This window comes from Aquimarina latercula DSM 2041 (assembly GCF_000430645.1).
In the GTDB taxonomy this organism is placed as follows: Bacteria; Bacteroidota; Bacteroidia; order Flavobacteriales; family Flavobacteriaceae; genus Aquimarina; species Aquimarina latercula.
Map to the genome: position 1 here is coordinate 313,484 of NZ_AUMK01000004.1, position 26,387 is coordinate 339,870.

Consider the following 26,387-nt stretch of genomic DNA (forward strand, 5'->3'; position numbering starts at 1 on the left):
TAACAAAATTAAATAATACTTTTATCAACAAAACCTAAACAAATGCAAGTTTCAGAATCCTTAATCCACACTAGAGTTGAAGAATGGTTATCACCTGTTTTTGACAAACAAACGCAAGAAGAAATTGTAAAACTACAACAACAAGACTCTGATGTATTAAAGGAGAGTTTTTACAAAGACTTAGAGTTTGGAACTGGTGGTATGCGAGGTATTATGGGAGTAGGAACAAATCGCATAAATAAATACACCTTAGGAAAAAGTACACAAGGGTTGAGTAATTATTTACAGAAACAATTCCATGGTGAACAAGCAAAGGCAGTAATCGCATACGATTGTAGAAATAATAGTGATACACTGGCACAATTAGTAGCCGATGTATTTTCTGCTAATGGCATACAAGTTTATCTATTTTCTAGTTTGCGACCAACACCAGAACTTTCGTACGCTGTAAAAGAATTAGGATGCCATTGTGGAATCGTACTAACTGCTAGTCATAACCCTCCTGAGTATAATGGATACAAAGTATACTGGCAAGATGGAGGACAATTAGTACCACCACAAGATGGCGAAATCATTGCCGAAATAAACACTCTGAATTATGCTGATATTAAGTTTGATGCAAATACAGAACTTATAAAAAAAATAGATAAAGAAATTGATACTCCTTTTATAGAGAATAGTGTAAAGAATGGAAGTTTTGCTGCTACACAAGAAGCAAAAGATAATACGACCATTGTATTTACCTCACTACATGGCACATCCATCACTGCGGTTCCTGAAACTTTGAAGAAGGCAGGATACAGCAATGTACATATTGTAAAAGAACAGGAAGTACCTGATGGTAATTTCCCAACTGTAAAATCTCCAAATCCAGAAGAGCCAGAAGCACTTGCAATGGCAACAGCACTTGCCGAAAAAGTGAATGCCGATATTGTAATCGGAACAGATCCAGATTGCGACCGACTAGGGATTGCTGTTAGAAATACTAACGGAGAATTACAATTACTTAACGGAAATCAAACCATGATTGTAATGACTTGGTTTTTATTAAAACATTATAAATCAAAAGGAATAAAAGGAAACGAATTTATTGCCTCTACTATCGTATCCACTCCAATGATGAAAAACCTTGCAGCAGCATATGAGGTAGAATACAAAGAAGTACTTACTGGTTTTAAATGGATCGCTAAACTTATTAAAGACTTCCCTGACAAACATTTTATTGGTGGTGGTGAAGAGAGCTTTGGTTTTATGGTAGGTGACTTCGTTAGAGATAAAGATGCCGTTACCTCTACCCTTCTGGCCTGTGAGATTGTTGCGTACACAAAATCTCATGGAAGTTCATTTTATAAAGAGCTATTAAACCTATATGTTGATCACGGCTTTTACAAAGAAAACCTTGTTTCTCTTGTAAAAAAAGGAATAAAAGGAGCTGAGGAAATCAAGCAAACAATGATCGATTTAAGAAACAATCCTCCTACCGAGATCGCTGAAGAAAAGATTGTATTAATTGAAGATTATCAAACAAGCATAGCAACAAATACTTTAGATAAAACTGAACATTCGATGGAAATCCCAAAATCTAATGTATTGATTTTTTACACTGAAGCAGGAAGCAAAATAGCTGCAAGACCAAGTGGAACCGAGCCAAAAATCAAGTTCTATATGAGTGTACAAGAATCTATTGACGATTTGTCAGCTTTTGATACTGTGGAACAAAAACTGAATACTAAAATAGCAGCAATCAAAAAAGATTTACAATTAACTTAAATGACGGTTATTACCGTTTCTAAAATAATTAATGAATTACTTTAAACAAATCCTTCGCTTTGCGAAACCTTATAAAATATATGCAATATTAAATATCATATCAAATATTTTCTATGCGCTATTTGGAACACTTGCAATGGTATCTTTATTCCCAATGTTAAATGTTCTTTTTGACCAGACTAAAAGAGTTAGTCAAGAGCCTGAATGGAATGGTATTTTAAACATTAGAGAATACGCGGAAAGTTATCTTAACTATTTTGTTACTCAAAAAGCAGAACAAGGAAATGATGATGTACTCCTATTTATGGTTGTATTAGTCATTACTATGTTTTTCATGAAAAATATCTTTAGCTATTTAGCTATGTATTTCATTACGTTTTTAAGAAATGGAGTATTAAAAGATATTCGAAATGAATTATATCAAAAAACAATAGACCTTCCTCTTTCCTACTTTTCAGAAAAAAGAAAAGGAGACACTATCGCCAGAATTTCTACAGACGTATTGGAGATTCAACATTCCTTTTTATCAATATTAGAATTGATAGTAAGAGAACCGCTAATGATTATATTCACTATATGTGCGATGTTATTAATTAGTGTGAAGCTAACGATATTTGTTTTTATTTTTATTCCAGTTTCAGGTTTTTTAATTTCCTTAATCGGAAAAAAACTTAAAAAACACTCTGATAAAGTTCAGAAAGAGCAAGGGTACTTTCTATCCATAGTAGAAGAAACGTTAGGAGGATTAAAAGTTATTAAAGGGTTTAATGCCGAGAATATTTTTGGGAAAAAGTTTCAAGAATCTACATTAAGGTTTTACAATTTTTCGAATTCACTATTAAATAGGCAAAACCTAGCATCGCCTACAAGCGAATTTTTAGGAATTACTGTAATAGCTATACTATTATGGTATGGTGGTCAAATGGTACTCGTTGAAAAATCATTAGATCCAGGTCTTTTTATTGTCTATATGGGACTTGCATATAACATTCTAACTCCTGCCAAAGCTATTTCTAAAGCAAGTTATGGTGTAAAAAGAGGAAATGCGGCAGCAGAACGTGTATTAGAAATTCTTAATACAGAATCTCCATTAAAAGATAAAACAGAAGCTACAACTAAAAACGACTTTACTACTGATATAAAGCTAGAAAATATTTCATTTAAATATGAAGAAGAATATGTTTTAAACGATTTTAACCTTACTGTCCCAAAAGGAAAATCAGTAGCCTTAGTTGGTCAATCAGGTAGTGGTAAATCTACTATAGCAAACTTAGTGACCCGATTTTATGATGTAAACAAGGGAGCTATAAAAATTGATGGTACTGATATTAAAGATATTACCAAAAATTCTCTTAGAGGATTAATGGGCTTAGTTACTCAGGACTCTATTTTATTTCATGATACTATTAAAAATAATTTACTAATTGGTAAAGAAGATGCGACCGATGAAGAGATTATTAATGCTCTAAAAGTTGCTAATGCTTGGGAATTTGTAAAAGAAAAACCAGAAGGACTTAATTCCGTTATTGGCGATAGTGGTGATAAACTGAGTGGTGGGCAGAAACAAAGGCTTTCTATTGCAAGAGCAGTACTTAAAAATCCGCCCATAATGATTCTGGATGAAGCTACCTCAGCATTAGATACAGAAAGTGAACGTTTAGTTCAATCTGCCTTAGAAAATATGATGAAAAATAGAACAAGTATTGTAATAGCACATAGGCTATCAACTATACAAAATTCTGATTTAATCGTTGTAATGCAAAAAGGACGTATTGTAGAACAAGGTACTCACGAAGAACTTATTGCTAAAAATGGTGCATACCAAAAACTAGTTACCATGCAATCATTTGATAATTAAAATTCAGATTATCAAATACATATAAACAAAAAAGAGCGTCTCCACGCTCTTTTTCTTCACACAAATCATCTTAATTTAGGGGCTTAATCTAAAATTAAAACTCACTTTTATAAAAACCTTCATTTTGGGGGAAATGAAAGTACTAACTCATTTTCACAGTGTAAAGATAGAACTATTTTTGTATAACGCAAACAAAAAATGTATTTTATCTGTAAAAATATGCTTTTTAACATTTAAAAACACATAAAACAATTAAAAAGTCAGTAAAAACCTACTTTTTTGTTACTTATCAAATACTTATTATTTAATTATAGTATATGAAGGCAAATATGCGTATAAACAAAAAAGAGCGTCTCCACGCTCTTTTTCTTCACACAAATCATCTTAATTTAGGGGCTTAATCTAAAATTAAAACTCACTTTTATTAAAATCTTTCATCTTGGGGAAAATGAAAGCGTTAACTCTTATTTACAATGTAAAGATATTATAATTTTTTAAACTCGCAAACTTTATGTGTTTTTTATCTATAAAAAATGTATTAAAACACAAAAATTAAATCAAAAACAACAATAAAGTAGTATTTTTCTTACTTTAATAATAAAAAAATAAGAAACTAAAGAAACAATGAAAACAAAAAAAAGAGTGCGGAAACACTCTTTTAATTGAAACAAATCATCTTAATATAGGGGCTTAATATAAAATAAAAACTAAAATTATTTTTTTGAACTCTACATTTAAAAAATGTGAAAGTATCTTTTCTAAATTACAATGTAAAGATAATACATTTTTTTAATAAAACAAATTTATTGTGTATTTTGTCTAAAAAATATATTGTTTTAACCTAAATAATATAATTATTCCTACAAATTCTTACAAATAAAATAATTCAACATCATATTAAACCTTTTTTTGTTATTTTAGTCTAATAGTAAACTAGCGTATACTAATCATTACTTAAATCATTATTTACTATTGAATATTCAAGAAGAGGACTTACTTATAGCATTACAAACAGATAAAGACATAAATAATGCCTTTACTAAGCTTGTATCTATGTATAAGCAACGGTTATACTGGCACATAAGAAATATGGTCAAAAATCATGACGACACCGATGATATCCTACAAAATGTCTTTATAAAAGTATATAAGAACATTTCAAAATTTAAAGGGGATAGTAAACTATATTCTTGGATGTATAGAATTGCAACCAATGAATCAATCACCTTCTTGAACCAAAAAGCAAAAAAGTATAATATTAGTAATGAAGAACTACAAAAACAACTTATTGAAAACTTAGAAGCCGATGTATATTTTGAAGGAGATGAAATCCAACTTAAGCTACAAAAAGCAATAGCATTATTACCTCAAAAACAACAACAAGTATTCAATATGAAATATTTTCAAGAATTAAAATATAAAGAAATCTCTGAAATCTTGGAAACTAGCGAGGGAGCTCTAAAAGCTTCTTACCATCTAGCGTCTAAAAAAATTGAAGAATATTTAAAAACTAATTAAACCTTTTTACATTTACAGCGTCCTAGATATAGTGAAAAAAAATAATTTACATAACAAAAAAGGAGGATTTAAAGTTCCCAGTGATTATTTCGAGAATTTCGAAGAGAAACTTTTTGAAAAAATTTCTAAAGATGATCAAGTCAATTCTGCACTCCCCAATAAAGCTAACTCTGGTTTAAAAGTTCCAGAAAACTATTTTGATAAGCTTGAGCGCGATATATTTAAAAACGTAAATTCTGAGAATCAGGAATCCTCTATACTTGCTGGTAGTATCAAAACAGGATTAAGCGCTCCTGACAAATACTTTGAAAATGTAGAGAACACTATTCTACAAAAAACAATAAATACCAATCAAGAATCTAAAATAATATCACTTTTATCTCGGAAAAACATTTTATATATCTCTGGTATAGCTGCTATGATAGCTATTATAATTTCTATATCAATAAATAAAGGACAAGATTCTTTTAGTTTTGATTCTGTTGATATAGTAGATATTCAAGAATATTTCGATGAAGGAAATGCAGAATTTAGTGATTCTGAAATTGCAGAATTATTAGACGAAGAAATTAACCTAACGAATACATTTAGTGACGAAGATATTACTGATGAAGAATTAGAAAACTATTTATCAGATGAAGAATTAGAGGATGAAATTATATATGTTGAATAAAAAAGAGCACATGAAAAAGATATTACTACTATTTATTATCGTTTTTACTATTAACTTCTCTTTTGGTCAAAGAGGACCTAGAGGAAAAGTAAAAGCTTTAAAAATAGCTTACATAACGGAACAACTAGACTTGAGCAGCAAGGAAGCACAACAATTTTGGCCTATTTATAATGAGCATGAGGAGACTATGGAAGGGTTCAAAAGAAAGGAGCGTAAGTCAATTAAAGCAATAAAAGAGGCAAATGGTTTCGAAAACTTAAGTGAAAAAGAATCAGAAGAATTTTTAAACAACTACATTAAAGCAGAAGAAAAAAAATTCCTTACTCGTAAAAAACTAATTTCAGATTTAAGACAAGTGATTCCGCATAAAAAAATCCTAAAACTGGTAAAAGCAGAAATGGATTTCAATAAACGTCTATTAAAACAATTACGTAATAGGCGGCAAGGAAAGTAATAATAGATCTTACCTATATTGTACAAAAAGTAAATGAAGCCTATTGATCATTTACTTTTTTTGTTTTAAAAATTAATTTTGCCATCCTATTTTTTCCAGCAGCAACTGCAATACTATCATTTATAAAACGAATTGTATAAAAGCTTTCTTTACTAATATCTTTCCAAGTGTTTCCCGAATCACTTGAAATAGATATTCCTGTAAAGCCAACCGCTACAATTTCTTTTCCTCCACTATTAGGTACATAACGTACACAACTCTTATATCCGGCTCCCACTCCATCAGCAATTAAATTCCAATTCTTACCTCCATCATTGGTAATGGCTTTGTTTTTTTTGTTTACTTCTGGTTTTGTATAATCTCCTCCGAAAATTATTCCATTACTTTTATCATAAAAATCCAATGAATAAGCTCCCGAAGTCTCGGTTCCCTGAAGTATAGGGGTTGTAGAAACATCCCAACTATTACCTCTATCTGATGAATAAAACACTCTGGATTTTATCCCTCCAGATACAATCCAAACATCATTACCTATTATTCTTATATTTCCATTACTAGCCGCAAACGCAGCCTCACCTTCTGCTGTATTGGGTAATACATCGCAAGAAAGTTTGCTCCAAGTTTCGCCTCCATCTCTGGTAATTATAACAGATAAACATCCGTCTGTTGGATCTCCCATGGCAATTCCTTCAGTATCATCCCAAAACACCATAGCATCATAAAATACTTTATCATGATGTTCTTTATAAACCAATTTCACCTCTCTACTTTCCTTATTTACTTGGTACAATAGCGCTGGCGATTCAATACTCAATACAAAAAAGTTCGTTTTGGTTTGTGCAATAGCTCTAAATTGATTTTTCTTTCCTTCAAAACCTAAGATGTCAATTTTCTTATTATTTATATTAAATTTCTCATCAATATCAAAAGTTCCATATATTCCATTACTTCCAGCAAACATTAATTGATCATCACTTATTTCGATAGCTCTTATGCTTACTGTATCATTATAAAAAGGCATTACTGTTACCGCAGAAAAATCATGTTTAATGATCATACGCTTTTCAGTACTACAACTAAAAAGAGATATTACAACAATTAGTGACAGTAAAAATCTCATACCCAATATTTTTAAACCAAATATAACACTATTCTAAAGCAAAGGATTACCTTTGCAAACCTTAAAAAAATAAAGGATGCGTTTACATAGAAATCTGGTCTTTGCTGTAATTGATGGACTCAATGAAATTTTTAATGAAGAAGCTTATGCGGATAAGGTAGTTCAGAAATTACTAAAACGAGACAAAAGATGGGGTTCTCGCGACAGAAGTTTTGTTGCAGAAACCGTTTATGACATTGTACGATGGAAACGTCTTTATGCAGAGATTGCTGATGTTTCGGAACCATTTTCAAGAGAAAATCTTTGGAGGATTTTTGCGGTTTGGGCGACACTTAGAGGAATTACTTTACCCGATTGGAAACAGATTGTTCCTACACCAACAAGACGTATCAAAGGTCGTTTCGACGAATTAAGTCAAATTCGCAAGTTTAGAGAATCTATTCCTGATTGGATGGATGAATTAGGCGAAAAAGAGCTTGGAAAAAAATGGGAAAAGGAAATTGCTGCTTTAAATGAACAAGCACCTGTAGTACTTAGAACTAATGCATTAAAAATATCTAGAGATAAACTTAGAAGTATCCTTGAAGATGAAAATATAGATACCGAATTTATAAAAGGATATTCATCAGCGCTTCAGCTCACAGAAAGAGCTAATGTCTTTTCTACAGAAGCTTTTAAAAAGGGATTCTTCGAGGTACAGGACGCTTCTTCTCAATTGGTAGCCGATTTCTTAGATGTAAAACCTGGTCAACGAGTAGTAGACACTTGTGCCGGAGCAGGAGGAAAAACACTACACCTGGCTGCTTTAATGGAAAATAAAGGGCAAATAATTGCCATGGATATCTATGGCAATAAGTTAAAAGAACTTAAAAGAAGAGCAAGAAGAGCAGGTGCTCATAATATAGAGCCAAGAACTATAGAGAGTTCTAAAGATATCAAGAAACTACGTGCCAAAGCAGATCGCGTTTTAATCGATGCTCCCTGTAGTGGATTAGGTGTTTTAAGTAGAAATCCAGATGCTAAATGGAAATTGCAACCAGAGTTTCTAGATAAAATTAAACAAACTCAATCACAGATTTTAGAAAGTTATTCTAAAATGGTTAAACCAGGTGGAAAGCTGGTATATGCAACTTGCTCCATACTTCCTTCTGAAAATCAAGATCAAGTTAAAGCTTTCTTAACTAAAGAAATAGGAAAAGGTTTTACTTTTATAAAAGATAAAAAAGTGCTTTCTTCAGAATCTGGATATGATGGATTTTACATGGCATTGCTAGAAAGAAAATAACTCAACTTACGTAACAAACAATGAAAACAAAACTACTTCTTATTGCACTTTGTACATTTTATATAGGATATAGTCAAGTTCCTACCGGATATTATAATTCTGCTACTGGATCAGGATATACGCTAAAAACACAATTAAAAAATATTATTGATAGTGATAATGATGGATTATCTCCAGAGTTTCAATCAACAGATCCCGGATATAGCGGGCTGTACACTACATATGTAGCGTCAGATTCTGACTCATATTATGAAAATAACGGAAGTGTACTAGATATGTACTCAGAAAACCCGACAGGAGCTGATGATTACGAATATACTCACTTTACAGATCAAGACCCTGGATCTGGAGGAACTTCAGAAGGAGAATTTTACAATAGAGAACATATAATACCACAATCTGTTTTTAATCAAGTAACTCCTCAACGTTCAGATGCTCATTTTGTGGTTCCTTCTGACAAATTCGTAAATGGTGCTCGTGGTAGTTTACCATTTGGAAGAGTGGAAACAGCTAACTTAACTACCACAAATGGTTCTAAAAGAGGGAATAATGTAAATTCAGGATATTCAGCAGGATATGCAGCTACCGTTTTTGAGCCAATAGATGAGTTTAAAGGAGATATTGCCAGAATGCATTTTTACTTTGCCACTCGCTATGAAGATGACGTAGCTGGTTATTCATATACCATGTTTAATGGAACAAGTGATCAAGTTTTTGATCAAACCTTTTTAAACATTCTTATAACTTGGCATAATCAAGATCCTGTATCAACAAGAGAAATCGACAGAAATAATGCAATTTTTGGAAGACAGAGTAACAGAAATCCATTTATTGATCACCCAGAATACGTAGAAATGATATGGAGTACTGTAATTGATTCAGAAGCTCCAACATCACCTACTAACATAATGGTATCTAATGAAACTTCTAATAGTATCGACTTGTCTTGGACAGCTTCTACAGATAATATAGCCGTAACTGAGTATGATATATATGTAAATAGTGTTTTTAATAAATCTGTTTCTTCTACAACCACCACAGTAGGTGGTTTAAGTTCGGAAACAACATATGCTTTTACAGTATTGGCAAAAGATGCTGCAGGAAACGAATCCTCTCAAAGTGCTCCTGTGAACGGAACCACATTAACTGGAGGAACTGGCGGAACTGCTTGTGCTACAGAAACGTTTGGTAATATTGGAGCCGCTTCTAGTTCATATTCCGAACGTACTTGGACTGGTGATGACGGAGGAGAATGGACCGCTACGGATGCCAGAACAGACCAGACATTAACTGCAAGTGCAATTACTATTAGAAATGGTGAACTAACTTCTTCTTCAATTTCTGGAGGAATTGGATCACTTACTGTTACTACGCTAAGAGCCTTTAGTGGTGGTACAGGAACATTTACCATTAGAGTTAACGGAACTGAAGTGGGAACAATACCTTATAGCGATGTTCAAGAAACGACTACTATTAATAACATCAATGTAACTGGAAATATTATAGTTTCTTTTACTGATAAAGCTACAACTAGTGACCGAGTAATTATTGATGATTTATCCTGGACCTGCTATGATCCAACATTAGGGGTGGATGATCTTGATCTGGATAACCTTATAACGGTATATCCAAACCCTTCTTTAGATAGAAGACTGACGATAGACATTTCAAATAGTGTAAATAATGAAGTAAATGTTTATGATATTACTGGTAAGCGAATAGTCTCTAAAAAGAATATTGACGAAACCATTCAATTAAATAATTTACCTCAAGGTGTGCTGCTCTTAGAAATTATTTCTTCTAAAAGAAGTATTACCAAAAAGGTAATCATACGATAAAACGAAAAGCGGCTAGAAAAGCCGCTTTTTTTTATTTTTAATCGTTGTTTAAAATTTAGTGAATAACTCTATCATTACGATAAAGTTTTATACAATACTTTCTTAAGAAAAGTAGTAAATTTGCAGCTTATTAAAAACAACACAAAGTCTGGGAGCATGATCCACTTCTTCGGAAACCAAAATGAGAAAGTATTTGCAGTACAAACCACTGACGAAATCTCAACAGAAAACATCAAAAAATTAGTATGGTTATTTGGCAACCAACCTAAAATCTCAACGGCGTCTATTGACGCTTTTTTTGTTGGTCCACGGGCCGCTATGATAACTCCATGGAGTACCAACGCAGTGGAAATCACTCAAAATATGGGGATATCGGGAATTATCAGAATTGAAGAGTTCGAAGCGGTTACTGAAAATTACACTGATTTTGACCCTATGCTTTCGCAAAAGTATTCTAATTTAAACCAAGATATTTATACCATTGATATTGAGCCTGAAGCCATTCTAGAAATTGATGATATCGATGTATATAATAAAGCAGAAGGTTTAGCATTAAGCGCAGAAGAAGTAGTGTATTTAGAAGAAGTTTCTAAAAAAATCGGAAGAAAACTTACAGATTCGGAAGTCTTTGGTTTCTCTCAGGTAAATTCAGAACACTGTAGACACAAAATATTCAACGGTACTTTTATCATCGATGGAGAAGAACAGCCAACCTCTCTTTTTAAATTGATAAAGAAAACTTCAGAAACAAATCCTAATGATATTGTTTCTGCATACAAAGATAATGTAGCTTTTATAAAAGGTCCTAAGGTTACTCAATTTGCGCCAAAAAGTGCTGACAAACCAGACTTTTATCAAGAAACACCTTACGAAAGTGTAATCTCACTTAAAGCTGAAACACACAATTTCCCTACTACAGTAGAACCATTTAATGGCGCTGCTACAGGTTCTGGTGGAGAAATTAGAGATCGTCTTGCAGGTGGAAAAGGTTCTTTACCGCTAGCGGGAACTGCTGTATATATGACCTCCTATTCTCGATTAGAAGAAAATCGTCCTTGGGAACAGTCGGTCGAAGAAAGAAAATGGTTATATCAAACTCCAGTAGATATTTTAATCAAAGCTTCTAATGGAGCTTCAGATTTTGGTAACAAATTTGGGCAACCCTTAATTACTGGATCTATATTAACTTTTGAACACGAAGAAGATGCTCGTAAATTAGGTTTTGACAAAGTTATTATGCAAGCTGGTGGTATCGGATATGGTAAGAACGAACAAGCACTAAAGGACAAACCTGAAACTGGTGATAAAATCGTTATTCTTGGTGGAGAAAATTATCGAATTGGTATGGGTGGAGCTGCAGTATCTTCTGCAGATACTGGGGAATTTAGTAGTGGAATCGAATTAAATGCAATCCAACGTTCTAATCCAGAAATGCAAAAACGTGCTGCCAACGCTATTAGAGGTATGGTAGAAAGTGATACAAATACTATTGTTTCTATTCATGATCATGGAGCTGGAGGTCATTTAAATTGTCTTTCTGAATTAGTAGAAGAAACAGGAGGAAAAATTGATCTTGATAAATTACCTGTTGGAGATCCTACCCTTTCTGCAAAAGAAATTATTGGTAATGAATCTCAGGAGCGTATGGGATTAGTCATTGGGCAAAAAGATATTGACACTTTAGAACGTATAGCTGATCGTGAACGTTCTCCAATGTATCAAGTAGGTGATGTTACAGGTGATGATCGTTTTACTTTTCAATCAAAAACCAAAGGTGATAAACCAATGGATCTTGCACTAGAAGATATGTTCGGTAGTTCTCCTAAAACGATCATGAATGACAAAACAATTGATCGTAATTATAAGGAGATATCTTATCAAAAAGAAAATATTCATGACTATCTAGAACAAGTATTGCAGTTAGAAGCTGTTGCTTGTAAAGATTGGCTAACAAACAAAGTAGACCGTTGTGTAGGTGGAAAAGTTGCCAAACAACAATGTGCTGGACCCTTACAATTACCACTTAATAATTGTGGAGTAATGGCTTTAGATTACACCTCTAAAGAAGGTATCGCTACATCTATTGGACACTCCCCTATTTCTGGACTTATTAATCCCGAAGCGGGAAGCAAAAATTCTATCGCAGAAGCTTTAACCAATATCGTTTGGGCTCCACTTAAAGATGGATTACAATCTATTTCTCTATCGGCAAACTGGATGTGGCCCTGTAAAAATGAAGGTGAAGATGCCAGATTGTATAAAGCAGTAAAAGCAATTTCCGATTTTGCTATTGATTTAGGAATCAACGTGCCTACTGGTAAAGATTCTCTTTCGATGAAGCAAAAATATCCTAATGAAGAAGTAATCTCTCCGGGTACTGTAATTATTTCTGCAGCTGCCAATTGTAATGATATTACTAAAGTGATAGAGCCAGTTCTTCAAAAAAATGGTGGAGATATCTATTATATCAATTTATCACAAGACAATTATGAATTAGGTGGTTCATCTTTTTCACAAATAACAAATAAAATTGGTTCTAAAGCTCCTAATATTAAGGATGCTCAAAGTTTTAAAAACACTTTTAATACTATCCAACAACTAATAAGAGAAAATAAAATAGTTGCTGGACACGACATTGCTTCTGGAGGGTTAATTACTACACTACTTGAATTATGTTTTGCAGATATTAATCTGGGAGCAACCTTAGACCTTTCTAAACTTGGAGAACAAGATACTATCAAGTTACTATTTGCTGAAAACGCTGGTATTGTATTCCAAAGTGCTAATAATTGTAATATAGAGACCGTACTTTCTCAGAATAACATCCAGTTTTTCAATATTGGTACAGTAACCAATAAAGGTTCATTAGAAATTAAAAATGTAGATGATTCTTACAATTTTGATATCGAAAAACTTAGAAAAACTTGGTTCAAGACATCCTATTTATTAGATCAAAAGCAAACTGCCAATAATCTAGCAAAAGATCGTTTTGAAAATTTTGAAAATCAAGCTTTACAATATAGTTTCCCTAAACATTTTACAGGACAGCTTCCAGTAATTACTAATGATCAACCAAGACCTAAAGCTGCTATCATCCGTGAAAAAGGAAGTAATTCTGAGCGTGAAATGGCAAATGCTATGTATTTAGCAGGTTTCGATGTTAAAGATGTTCATATGACTGACCTAATATCTGGTCGAGAAACATTAGAAGACATCCAATTTATTGGAGCTGTAGGTGGATTTTCTAACAGTGATGTTTTAGGTTCCGCAAAAGGTTGGGCCGGCGCTTTTCTTTATAACGAAAAGGCAAATACTGCACTCAAAAACTTTTTCAAAAGAGAAGATACCTTATCCGTAGGGATTTGTAATGGGTGTCAATTATTTATGGAATTAGAAGTAATCAATCCTGAGCATAGCGAGCATGGGAAAATGCATCATAATAATTCTCATAAACACGAAAGCAATTTTACTTCTGTTAAAATACAAGAAAACAATTCGATTATGTTATCCACATTAGCAGGAAGCACATTAGGAGTATGGATTTCTCATGGTGAAGGGAAATTTAACCTTCCTCTTTCTGAGGATCAATATAACATTGTTGCTAAATATGGGTATGAAGGATACCCTGCAAATCCTAACGGGTCAGATTATAACACTGCTATGATGTGCGACACATCTGGACGTCATTTAGTAATGATGCCACATATAGAACGTTCTACATTTCAATGGAATTGGGCAAATTATCCCGAAGGAAGACAGGATGAAGTATCACCATGGATAGAAGCTTTCGTAAATGCTAGAAAGTGGATTAAAAATCAATAGTTATACGAATTCAGTACATTATTAGTTTAATCTGTTTAGGGTTTATTATAGTCTAACTGTTATATATCTATACTAGTTAGATTGATCAATGGAATATTACGATTGAAGATTTAATCAGTATTTTTATCCCATTGCTATTAACTATTTTAAAACCTAAACACCTAAACCCTTGAAAAAAAAAATTATTTTCCTGTTTTTTTTGGTCTCGGCCACGATTATAGCGCAAACAAAACCGTCATATAGCAGAGCAAAAATTATTTATAATACTTCAGCTAATTTTAAGATCTTAATGGACGCTGGAGTACCAATGGACCACGGACAACATAAACGAGGGATGTTCATTATTTCCGATTTTTCTAATGAAGAGATTCAGACTGCAAAAGGTCTTGGGTTTAATGTAGAAATTATAATTGAAGATGCAGAGGCCGATTTTATACGAAGAAATGAGATAGCGAAAAATCAAAAAGCGATTCAGAATTTAACATGTCCGTCCGGAAACGGAACCGTTAACAACTACCCAACTCCATCTAACTTTTCTCTTGGATCTATGGGCGGATATCTAACTTATCAAGAAATGTTAGATAATCTTGATGCCATGCGAGTACAATACCCAACATTAATTTCGGCAAGAGCGGACATCGGTACATTTGTTACGAATGGTACACCTGATAATTCCGTTTCTCCATCCATAGGAGGAAATACAATACAATGGGTGCGTATTTCTGATAATCCTAATGTAGATGAAAACGAATCTGAAATATTATATGATGCCATACATCATGCGAGAGAACCTGCAAGTTTATCGCAACTTATCTATTATATGTGGTATTTATTAGAGAATTACAATACTGATCCTGATATTAAACAAATTGTAGATAATACTGAGTTATATTTCGTACCTGTCATAAACCCAGACGGATATCTTTATAATCAAGTAACAAATCCAAACGGAGGTGGATTATGGAGAAAAAATAGATTCAATACACACGGGGTTGATAATAATAGAAATTACGACCACTATCCTAATGGAAATTCTACAGCAGCTACTTGGGGAGGTCCAGGCTCATCTAGTAATACAAATGATCAAACCTATCACGGTACTAGCGCTTTTTCTGAGGTAGAAAACCAAGCAATGAAATGGTTTACTGAACAACACGAGTTTGTCATTGCTTTAAACAACCATACTTTTGGCGAGTTATTATATTTCCCATATTCCTATGCTGCCAATACGCCAACTCCTGATGAGGATATTTTTATTGCAATAGGAGCCGAACTTACTTCTCAAAACGGTTATAACCCATTAAGAGACGCTCCATTTGCTGGTGATAGTGATGATTTTATGTACGGAGGTGTATCATCATCTCACAATAAAATATTTTCTTTTACTCCAGAAGTTGGTACCGCCTTCTGGCCTGCTTTTAACCAAATAGATGGGATCTGCAAAGAAATGATGTATCTAAATCTTACCGCTGCAAAAATGACTAACAATTATGCACAATTAGCAAGTACAGGAAGCCTTTTTGTAGGAGAAATGACTTCTTTTAATGCAGAGTATACACTAAAAAGACTTGGTATAACTGGAAATGGAAACTTTACTGTAGCTATTATACCAATATCAAATAATATTACTAGCGTTGGTAACACTAAAACGTATAACAATACCCAAATCGGAGAAGATATTACAGATAATATCCAGATCAACGTTGATAATACAATAAAAGTTGGTGATGAGATCTCTTATACTATTGAAATAGATGGAGGTACGATTACTGAATCCATAAATGTCATTAAAAAATATGGATCATTACAGAGTATTGTAAATAATGACGCTAATAGTTTAACAGATTATACGCAATCTGGATGGTCCACAACAACAACTACATTTGTTTCTGCCAATGCATCAATAACTGAATCTCCTACTGGAAACTATGGCGCTAATGAAAACAAAACAATTGAACTTGCCCAAAGTATCGATCTTACCACAGCGGCTTTTGCTAATGTTCAATTTAATGCCAAATGGGATATCGAAAATAATTGGGACTATACTCAATTTGAAGTTTCTATCGATAATGGATCTTCTTGGACTCCTCAATGTGGAAAATTTACCAACTCGGGAAGTACAAATCCAGGTCAACCAACAGGAGAGCCTCTATACGATGGAACTCAAACGGATTGGATATTAGAAGAAATTGATCTTAGTGATTATTTAGGAGAAACGATTAAAATACGTTTTCAATTTGTTTCAGATAGTGACATCGAAAGTGATGGATTCTTTTTCGATGATTTAATAATAAATGGTATCAATGAAAATGTATTAACTATTGAAGAAAATTTATTTTCAGAATTCAAAGTTTTTCCAAACCCCGTAAAAGATCTACTGCAAATATCAGCAACTTCTTCCTCCAATTTCAATCTACATTTAAGAAATGTCATTGGACAAAAGGTTGCTACAAAAAACAAAGTTTCTGGAAATCAAGAATTTGATATTTCAAAATTAAATGTAGGATTGTACTTTTTAACGATTGAAATGGAAGAAAACGTCAAAACTTTTAAAATTCTAAAACAATAATTATTCAATTAAATCCCATAAAACTTAAGGAGTTATCAAAAGATAGCTCCTTTTTTTATATATTAGGGTTGTGTATTGTTAGATTTTTTATAATTTGCGAAACTATGCGCGCATAGTAATTTTCAAAAAATTCTCTATAGAATAAAAAGTACGAGAATTTTAAGAATATAAAATAAATTTTGTGCAACTTTATAATAACGGTTAACTATCATTTTTCTTAAAAATACAGTTAACTGAAGGTCTTTTAAACAGAGTAAAAATATCTGAAACAACGTATGAATACAATTACTAGATTATTTGATTTTCCGCATTATCAATTAGAAAAATACAACTTAGACAAAGCTTTAATTACGAAATATAATGGTGAGTGGGTTGCAACTTCAACTAAGGAGTATGTAGATAAAGCAAATCAGATTAGTCGTGGTCTATTACGATTAGGAGTTAAGCCTAATGATAAGGTCGCAATTATTTCTTCCAATAATAGAACTGAATGGAATATTGTGGATATTGGAGTTTTACAGATCGCTGCACAAGATGTACCTATCTACCCTACTATTTCCCAAGAAGATTACGAATATGTTCTAAATCACTCAGAATCTGTTTATTGTTTTGTATCTGATGATGAAGTTTTACAAAAAGTAAATAACATAAAAGGCAATGTCCCTTCATTAAAAGGAGTATATTCTTTTAATGATCTTGATGGATGTGATAGCTGGAATAAAGTATTAGAACTTGGTAAAGATGATAGTAATCAAGAAGAAGTAGAAAAAATAATGGCTTCTGTTAAAGAAGACGATTTAGCTACATTAATTTATACTTCTGGAACCACTGGGAGACCTAAGGGTGTAATGCTAAGTCATAAAAACATTGTATCTAACGCTTTACATAGCTCTACGAGATTTGCAGATTTTGGAGGAGAAGTTAAAGCATTGAGTTTTTTACCGGTTTGCCATATTTATGAAAGAATGTTAATGTATCTATACCAGTATAGAGGTATTGGTATTTACTTTGCAGAATCTCTAGAAACTATAAGTGACAACTTAAAAGAGATACAGCCGGATATGATGACTGCTGTTCCTAGACTTCTAGAAAAAGTATATGATAAAATTATTGCTAAAGGAGCTGACCTCACTGGTATCAAAAAGAAATTGTTTTTCTGGGCGGTAGAGCTTGGTCTTGAATATGAACCATATGAAGCAAATGGTTGGTGGTATGAAAAGAAATTAGGTATTGCCAAAAAATTAATATTTAGTAAATGGCAAGAAGCATTAGGAGGAAATCTTAAAGTAATAGCTTCCGGTAGTGCTGCTTTACAATCCAGACTAGCTAGAGTGTTCAATGCTGCTGGTATTAACGTAATGGAAGGTTATGGATTAACCGAAACGTCACCTGTAGTCTCCGTTAATGATATTAGAGACAGAGGGTTTAAAATTGGTACTGTTGGAAAAATGCTTCCGGATACCGAAGTAAAAATTGCGGAAGACGGAGAAATTCTTGTAAAAGGTCCTCAAGTTATGATGGGATATTACAAAGATGAGGTAAAAAGTAAAGAAGTATTAAAAGATGGATATTTTCATACTGGAGATATAGGAGAAATAGATAATGAAGGTTTCTTAAGAATTACAGACCGTAAAAAAGAAATGTTCAAGACTTCAGGTGGAAAATATGTAGCGCCTCAAGTAATCGAAAACGCAATGAAACAATCTCGTTTTATTGAACAAATAATGGTAATTGGAGATGGAGAAAAAATGCCAGCTGCATTTATCCAACCAAATTTCGAATTTGTAAAAGACTGGGCAAACCGAAAAGGTATATCTATTGGAACTACTAATGAAGAAATTGTTAGTAATCAGATAGTAATTGATCGTTTCCAAGAAGAAGTAGATGAACATAATGAAAAATTTGGAAAATGGGAACGCATCAAACGATTCGAACTTACATCTGATGAATGGAGTATTGAAGCGGAACACCTTACCCCTACAATGAAATTAAAAAGAAGAGTGATCAAGGCAAAATACCAAGATCTATACAGTAAAATTTATGGCTAATTCAATTCACTGATTACAAATGTATAGTGTAAAACTTTAACTTTAAATCAGTAAACTCCTCATTTTATGAGGAGTTTTTTTATTAATTCAATAGAAAAACGTAAATTACTTACTCTTTTTTTGATTTTTTACACAATTTATTATGCGTGCATAGTAAATTTTTCTTACCTTTACTGCATAACAAATTTTCTGAATGAGAGAAAAAACGATTGATTATGCACTACGAGCTACATGGATGGCAGTTGCCAAGATGTATAACGAAGAAGCAGGTAAAAAAGGTAGTACAATGGCAACAGGTTTTGCTTTAATTAGCATTGATCCTGAAAACGGAACACCATCTACCTCATTAGGCCCTAAAATGGGTATGGAAGCCACCAGTTTATCTAGAACTTTAAAAACCATGGAAGAAAAAGGATTAATCTTTAGAAAGAAGAATCCTCAAGACGGCCGTGGTGTTTTAATTTATCTAACACCTTTCGGTGTAGAAATGAGAAATTTTTCAAAAGACGTAGTTTTTACATTTGATCATGCCGTAAGAAAACATGTTTCTAAAGAAAAGTTAGATACTTTCTTAGAAGTATTTCAATTGATCAATGATCTCATTGCTACGAAGAAAATATACACAAAACAAGAATCTATAACATCTTAACAACCAGAAGTTAAAAAAAATGAAAAGAGTCATTAAAAAAGTTGCAGTAGTTGGTTCAGGAATTATGGGATCCGGTATTGCATGTCATTTCGCTAATATAGGCGTCGAAGTACTATTGTTAGATATAGTACCAAGAGAATTAAACGACAAAGAAAAGGCCAAGGGTCTTACATTAGAAAGCAAAGTGGTTCGTAATAGGTTAGTAAATGATTCACTAACCGCCGCTCTTAAGTCTAAACCCTCTCCTATTTACAGTCAAAAATTTGCAAATCGTATCACTACGGGTAACCTAGAAGATGATGTTGCAAAAGTAGCAGACGTAGACTGGATCATAGAAGTAGTAGTAGAAAGACTGGATATCAAAAAACTAGTTTTTGAAAACCTGGAGAAACATAGAACTCCTGGAACACTAATAACTTCCAATACCTCAGGTATACCAATAAAATTTATGAATGAAGGAAGAAGTGAAGATTTCCAGAAACATTTCTGTGGAACACATTTCTTTAACCCGGCACGATACTTAAAATTATTTGAGATTATTCCTGGTCCAAATACTTCTACAGAAGTTCTAGAATTCCTTAACGGATATGGAGAACAATTCTTAGGAAAAACATCAGTAGTAGCTAAAGATACTCCAGCTTTTATTGGAAACAGAATAGGTATTTTTAGTATTATGAGCTTATTCCATATGGTAAAAGATATGGGATTAACTATAGAAGAAGTAGACAAATTATCAGGTCCAGTAATAGGACGCCCTAAATCTGCTACTTTTCGTACAGTTGATGTAGTAGGGTTAGATACTTTAGTACATGTGGCTAACGGTATTGCTGATAATTGTCCTGATGATGAACGTCACGAATTATTTAAACTTCCTGCTTTCATCAATACAATGATGGAGAACAAATGGTTAGGGAGTAAAACAAAACAAGGATTTTATAAAAAGAGTGTTTCGCCAGAAGGAAAAAAGGAAATCCTTTCTTTAGATCTTGACACTTTAGAATATAGAAGCAAAAAAAGAGCTTCATTTACTACTTTAGAAATGACCAAGACTATTGATAAAGTAGTGGATCGTTTTAAAGTACTTGTAGCCGGAAAAGATAAAGCAGGCGAGTTTTATCGTAAAAGTTTTGCTGCATTATTTGCATATGTATCAAATCGCATCCCTGAAATCACTGATGATCTTTATAAGATTGATGATGCCATGAAAGCAGGATTTGGATGGGAACACGGACCTTTCCAAATATGGGATGCTATCGGAGTAGAAAAAGGAATCGAAATAATGAAAGCAGAAGGGTACGAACCAGCTGCTTGGGTACATGATATGATCGCTTCAGGAAGTACTTCTTTTTACACTGTAAAGAATGGAGCTACTAATTATTACGACATTCCGAAAAAGGAACAAGTAAAAGTTCCTGGACAAGACGCATTTATCATTCTTGATAATATTCGTAAATCATCAGAAGTTTTCAAAAACAGCGGTGTTGTAGTAGAAGATCTTGGCGATGGAATCCTTAATGTAGAATTCCAAAGTAAGATGAATACTATAGGTGGTGATGTACTTGCAGGATTAAATACAGCTATTGATATGGCTGAAAAAAACTTCCAGGGATTAGTTGTAGGTAATCAAGCCGCTAACTTTTCTGTTGGAGCAAATATCGGAATGATTTTTATGATGGCTGTAGAGCAGGAATACGATGAGCTAAATATGGCTATTAAGTATTTCCAAGATTCTATGATGCGTATGCGTTATTCTTCGATCCCTACAATTGTTGCTCCTCACGGCATGGCATTAGGTGGTGGATGCGAAATTTCATTGCACGCTGATAAAGTAGTTGCTGCTGCAGAAACCTATATGGGATTAGTAGAATTTGGTGTTGGTGTAATCCCTGGTGGTGGTGGATCAAAAGAAATGGCTTTAAGAGCTTCAGATCTTTTTAAGAAAGATGATGTAGAACTTAATGTATTACAGGAACATTTCTTAACTATTGGTATGGCTAAAGTATCCACTTCTGCTTACGAAGCATTTGATACAAACTTACTTCAAAAAGGAAAAGATATAGTTGTTGTTAATAAAGATCGTCAGATCGCTACAGCGAAAGCATATGCAAAATTAATGGCAGAACAAGGATATACACAACCTGTTAGAAGAAAAGATGTAAAAGTCCTTGGAAAACAAGCACTAGGTATGTTTTTAGTTGGAACAGATTCAATGGAAGCAAGTAAATATATCTCAGAGCATGATCATAAAATAGCAAATAAGTTAGGATATGTTATGGCTGGAGGAGATTTATCAGAACCTACCCTTGTAACAGAGCAATACCTATTAGATCTAGAGCGCGAAGCTTTCTTGTCTTTATGTACAGAACGCAAAACGTTAGAGCGTATTGAACATATGCTTAAGAAAGGTAAACCTTTAAGAAACTAGAAAAAAGAAAAAGAAATGAAAACCGCATATATAGTAAAAGCATATAGAACAGCCGTAGGAAAAGCGCCTCGCGGAGTGTTCAGATTTAAAAGAACTGATGAGTTAGCTGCTGAAACAATTCAGCATATGATGAAAGAGCTACCACAATTAGACAAAAGCCGTATTGATGATGTTATTGTTGGTAATGCTATGCCAGAAGGATCTCAGGGTCTTAATATGGCACGTTTAATATCATTGATGGGATTAGAATCTATTGATGTACCAGGTGTTACTGTAAATAGATTCTGTTCTTCTGGAATTGAAACCATAGGTATGGCTACTGCAAAAATACAAGCTGGAATGGCAGATTGTATTATAGCTGGTGGTGCAGAAAGCATGAGTTCAGTTCCTATGACTGGATACAAAACAGAATTAAACTATGATTTAGCAAAGTCTGGTCATGAAGATTACTATTGGGGAATGGGAAATACTGCAGAAGCGGTTGCCAATCAATTTAATGTTTCTAGAGAAGATCAAGATGAGTTTGCTTACAATTCTCATATGAAAGCTTTAAAAGCGCAAGCAGAGGATCGTTTTCAGGATCAAATTGTTCCTATCAATGTTGAACAGATTTATGTTGATGAAAATGGTAAAAAAGCTAGCAAATCATACACCGTAAATAAAGATGAAGGACCACGTGCCGGAACTAGCAAACAAGTATTAGGTAAACTAAGACCTGTATTTGCAGCTGACGGAAGTGTGACTGCTGGTAATTCTTCTCAAATGAGTGATGGTGCAGCTTTTGTAATGGTAATGAGTGAGGATATGGTAAAAGAATTAAACCTAGAGCCAATCGCAAGACTTGTAAACTATGCTGCAGCCGGTGTAGAGCCTAGAATTATGGGAATCGGTCCTGTAAAGGCTATTCCTAAAGCATTAAAACAAGCTGGTTTAAAACAAGATGATATCGATCTGATTGAACTTAATGAAGCTTTTGCTTCACAATCATTAGCGGTAATGCGTGAGCTAAACATCAATCAAGATATAGTGAACGTAAATGGAGGTGCTATTGCTTTAGGTCACCCACTTGGCTGTACTGGAGCTAAACTTTCTGTTCAGTTATTTGATGAGATGCGCAAACGTGATATGAAAGGTAAATACGGAATGGTAACCATGTGTGTTGGAACGGGACAAGGTGCTGCAGGTATTTTTGAATTTTTGAACTAAAAAAATAGAATAAAGAAATAACACTAATAAAATGAGTACAGAAACTTTAAATAAAGACATTCTTAGAGGAGGACAATTCCTTGTGAAAGAAACGAAAGCTGAAGATGTATTTACTCCAGAAGATTTTTCTGAAGAGCAAAAGATGATGCGTGATAGTACCAAAGAATTTGTAGATAGAGAACTTTGGGCACACTGGGAAAAATTCGAATCAAAAGATTATGCTTTTACTGCAGAGTGTATGAAAAAAGCCGGAGAACTTGGTCTTCTTGGTGTTGCCGTACCAGAAGCATATGACGGTCTAGGAATGGGATTTGTTTCTACAATGTTAGTATGTGATTATATATCAGGTGCTACAGGATCATTTAGTACTGCTTTTGGAGCACATACAGGTATCGGTACTATGCCAATATCATTATATGGAAACGAAGAGCAAAAGAAGAAATATGTTTCGAAATTAGCTACTGGAGAGTGGATGGGAGCATATTGCTTAACAGAACCGGGCGCAGGATCTGATGCAAATTCTGGAAAAACAAAAGCTGTATTATCAGAAGATGGTAAACATTATTTGATCTCAGGTCAAAAAATGTGGATCTCTAATGCAGGATTCTGTAATGTAATGATTGTTTTTGCTCGTATTGAGGATGACAAAAATATCACTGGATTTATTGTAGAATATGATCCTAACAATTCTAACGGTATCTCATTAGGTGATGAAGAAAAGAAATTAGGTATCCACTCCTCTTCTACTCGTCAAGTTTTCTTTAGTGACACTAAGGTCCCTGTAGAGAATATGTTATCAGAAAGAGGTAATGGATTTAAAATTGCGATGAATGCTTTAAACGTTGGACGTATCAAATTAGCAGCAGCTTGTTTAGATGCGCAACGTAGAGTAATTGGAGAAGCTACTAAATATGCTAATGAGCGTATTCAGTTTAAAACTCCAATTATGAATTTTGGAGCAATCAAATCTAAGATCGCTGAAATGGCTACGAATACCTATGCAGATGAATCTGCAAGTTACCGTGCTGCAAAAAATATCGAAGATAGAATTGCTATCCGACAAGCGGAAGGAAATACACATCAAGAAGCTGAATTAAAAGGAGTTGAAGAATACGCTATCGAGTGTTCTATACTAAAAGTAGCGGTTTCTGAAGATGTTCAGAATACTACAGATGAAGGTATTCAAATATTTGGAGGAATGGGATTCTCTGCAGATACTCCTATGGAATCTGCTTGGAGAGATGCTCGTATTTCTCGTATCTATGAAGGTACTAATGAGATCAACCGTATGTTAGCTGTAGGTATGCTAGTAAAGAAAGCAATGAAAGGTCATGTAGATCTTTTAAATCCTGCTATGAAGGTTGCTGATGAATTAACAGGAATTCCTTCTTTTGACACTCCTGATTACTCTGCTTTATTTGCAGAAGAAAAAGAGATCATTGCAAAATTAAAGAAAGTATTCTTAATGGTGGCAGGAGCTGCTATGCAGAAATTTGGTCCGCAATTAGAAGAGCACCAACAATTATTAATGGCTGCCTCTGACATTCTAATTGAAATCTATATGGCGGAATCTACAATTCTACGTACAGAGAAAAATGCTAAGCGTTTTGGAGAAGATTCTCAAGAGATTCAAATTGCAATGTCTCAATTATACTTATATAACGCAGTAGATATCGTTATTAAAAAAGGAAAAGAAGGAATCGTTTCTTTTGCTGAAGGAGATGAGCAACGCATGATGTTAATGGGACTTAAACGTTTCACTAAATATGCGAACCAACCAAATGTGGTTGCATTAAGAACAAAAATTGCTGATAAAGTAGCTGCCGAAAACGGATACTGCTTTTCATAACAATAATAATATATCCGTTCCTAAGGATTAAAACTAGGAAGTTGTTTAATTTTGATTTAAGAAACCGTCTTTCTGTTGGGGAAAGACGGTTTTTTTATTTATCAAATTTTATCTACCCTCTACATCCACGTAATACTCCAAAAAGGAAATCATCAGCAGCTTGCGCATATTCATCTCCACAATTACGATCAAAAGGATTCGTACTTCCACCTAATACACGTCCGCATTGATCATGATCTAAACAATCTTTAGTCCAAGCACTAGCGATAGAAAAAACACCCGGACAACCAAAACCGCAACGGCCTAAACAACGATCACCATTTACTAATTCACGATCTCTATATATTTGGCCTTCATTATCATCGTACACAGCAGTAACATATGTATTTTTTCTAATACAAGTTATTCCATCAACATTACCTTTCACTAGATTGGTTTGGTTCCCTTTAAAAACAATTTTTTCGTAACTATAATTACTTGGAGATTTAGCCCAATATTCTAGTAATTTCAATAAGGTGAATTCTGCCATCGTAAAATCATCCACAGAACCATCCTTAAATAGATATGCAGAGATCTCTTCTCCTATCATTAATAATGTTTCTTTCTCTTTACTAGATAACACAACATTCTTACCATCGATTTCAATAAATTCTGTATCATAATCTATTGAAGCGACTAGCCTTACATCATTTATCGCTACTTTAACAGTATAATAATTCGATTTTTCTACAACTTTATATGCTATCTGGAAACCGTTAAGTTCTTTTTTTCCTTCTAATTGATCTTCTTGATGAATTTCTAATCCAATTGTTTCATCATTATTGGAGTCCTCTTGATTATCACAAGAGTTTAATAAAAATAAAAACAAAAAGATGTTTACTAAAAATTTAAATTGAATTTTCATGATTTGATATATTTAAGTTAGTTATACTAAAATACTTTACTAATCTAAATTTCTTACTACCAAATGATTATCAAAACATTAATCTAATTTAATATTATGGAAATATCACATTATAGTTCATTAAGAAATTTTTAAAAAAACAATAAATAAGTACGCTAATAATTCATTAAAAGAGCCTCAAATTTTTACAAACACAATAAACAACTGTTAATTATATGTTGTTTTTCAATATATTATGTGAAATAATGAGAATTTATCAACACGAAAACGTTGTAGTAACTTTTCGGAAGATAAGAATTGAATATTTCGTAATAACTTAGTAGAAATTTAACACAAGAAACACTTTTACAAACTAAAACTTATGAATTATGAAATCAATTTCCCCTCCTCCGAAAATTT

Annotated in this window: 16 protein-coding genes; 14 read left to right on the forward strand and 2 right to left on the reverse strand. The window is 33.2% G+C overall.

Translation table 11 applies throughout. The features are described from left to right. The first annotated feature begins 42 nt into the window (after positions 1–42). The 5 genes from H526_RS0105455 (at position 43) to H526_RS0105475 (ending at position 6,273) form a co-directional block, all read left to right on the forward strand. Positions 43–1,770, forward strand: coding sequence for a phospho-sugar mutase (locus H526_RS0105455; RefSeq protein WP_027392061.1), 1,728 nt, complete (start codon positions 43–45; stop codon positions 1,768–1,770). 31 nt (positions 1,771–1,801) lie between these two features. Beyond that, entirely contained in the window at positions 1,802–3,628 is a 1,827-nt protein-coding gene (locus H526_RS0105460) for an ABC transporter ATP-binding protein (RefSeq protein WP_027392062.1), read from the forward strand. Between the two features lie 978 nt (positions 3,629–4,606). Next, on the forward strand, positions 4,607–5,146 hold the full coding sequence (locus H526_RS0105465; protein WP_425387465.1) for an RNA polymerase sigma factor: 540 nt from the start codon (positions 4,607–4,609) through the stop codon (positions 5,144–5,146). Positions 5,147–5,177: 31 nt separating this feature from the next. Continuing rightward, positions 5,178–5,819, forward strand: a complete 642-nt coding sequence (locus tag H526_RS0105470) for a hypothetical protein (protein ID WP_027392064.1) — start codon at positions 5,178–5,180, stop codon at positions 5,817–5,819. A 10-nt stretch (positions 5,820–5,829) separates the two neighbouring features. Further along, positions 5,830–6,273, forward strand: a complete 444-nt coding sequence (locus H526_RS0105475) for a hypothetical protein (RefSeq protein WP_035084715.1) — start codon at positions 5,830–5,832, stop codon at positions 6,271–6,273. Positions 6,274–6,313: 40 nt separating this feature from the next. Here H526_RS0105475 and H526_RS0105480 read toward each other — a convergent pair whose 3' ends face one another. Then, the gene (locus H526_RS0105480) at positions 6,314–7,393 is read right to left on the reverse strand and encodes a sialidase family protein (protein WP_027392066.1); all 1,080 of its coding nucleotides are present in this window, start codon (positions 7,391–7,393) and stop codon (positions 6,314–6,316) included. 76 nt (positions 7,394–7,469) lie between these two features. Here H526_RS0105480 and H526_RS0105485 point away from each other — a divergent pair, with 76 nt between their 5' ends. The 9 genes from H526_RS0105485 to H526_RS0105525 all read left to right on the forward strand — a co-directional run bounded on the left by H526_RS0105485 (position 7,470) and on the right by H526_RS0105525 (position 25,084). Then, positions 7,470–8,678, forward strand: coding sequence for an RsmB/NOP family class I SAM-dependent RNA methyltransferase (locus H526_RS0105485; protein WP_027392067.1), 1,209 nt, complete (start codon positions 7,470–7,472; stop codon positions 8,676–8,678). A 20-nt stretch (positions 8,679–8,698) separates the two neighbouring features. Beyond that, a complete protein-coding gene (locus tag H526_RS0105490; protein ID WP_027392068.1) occupies positions 8,699–10,516 on the forward strand; it encodes an endonuclease in 1,818 nt (605 codons plus the stop codon). 156 nt (positions 10,517–10,672) lie between these two features. After that, complete coding sequence (gene purL, locus H526_RS0105495) at positions 10,673–14,338, forward strand: phosphoribosylformylglycinamidine synthase (RefSeq protein ID WP_027392069.1); 3,666 nt, start codon at positions 10,673–10,675, stop codon at positions 14,336–14,338. Positions 14,339–14,507: 169 nt separating this feature from the next. Further along, the gene (locus H526_RS0105500; protein ID WP_035084557.1) at positions 14,508–16,907 is read left to right on the forward strand and encodes a M14 family metallopeptidase; all 2,400 of its coding nucleotides are present in this window, start codon (positions 14,508–14,510) and stop codon (positions 16,905–16,907) included. 275 nt (positions 16,908–17,182) lie between these two features. Beyond that, positions 17,183–18,955: an AMP-dependent synthetase/ligase gene (locus H526_RS0105505; protein ID WP_027392071.1), complete on the forward strand. Its 1,773-nt coding sequence runs from the start codon at positions 17,183–17,185 to the stop codon at positions 18,953–18,955. Between the two features lie 193 nt (positions 18,956–19,148). Continuing rightward, the gene (locus H526_RS0105510) at positions 19,149–19,604 is read left to right on the forward strand and encodes a MarR family winged helix-turn-helix transcriptional regulator (RefSeq protein ID WP_027392072.1); all 456 of its coding nucleotides are present in this window, start codon (positions 19,149–19,151) and stop codon (positions 19,602–19,604) included. Positions 19,605–19,623: 19 nt separating this feature from the next. Continuing rightward, positions 19,624–22,029 (forward strand): 3-hydroxyacyl-CoA dehydrogenase/enoyl-CoA hydratase family protein, encoded by a 2,406-nt coding sequence (locus tag H526_RS0105515; RefSeq protein ID WP_027392073.1) that lies wholly within the window; start codon positions 19,624–19,626, stop codon positions 22,027–22,029. 15 nt (positions 22,030–22,044) lie between these two features. Continuing rightward, positions 22,045–23,235: an acetyl-CoA C-acyltransferase gene (locus H526_RS0105520; protein WP_027392074.1), complete on the forward strand. Its 1,191-nt coding sequence runs from the start codon at positions 22,045–22,047 to the stop codon at positions 23,233–23,235. Between the two features lie 31 nt (positions 23,236–23,266). Continuing rightward, positions 23,267–25,084 (forward strand): acyl-CoA dehydrogenase family protein, encoded by a 1,818-nt coding sequence (locus H526_RS0105525; RefSeq protein ID WP_027392075.1) that lies wholly within the window; start codon positions 23,267–23,269, stop codon positions 25,082–25,084. Between the two features lie 112 nt (positions 25,085–25,196). On the opposite strand, the gene H526_RS0105530 is transcribed toward H526_RS0105525, so the two are convergent. Beyond that, positions 25,197–25,988 (reverse strand): DUF8213 domain-containing protein, encoded by a 792-nt coding sequence (locus H526_RS0105530; RefSeq protein WP_027392076.1) that lies wholly within the window; start codon positions 25,986–25,988, stop codon positions 25,197–25,199. Positions 25,989–26,387 lie beyond the last annotated feature (399 nt).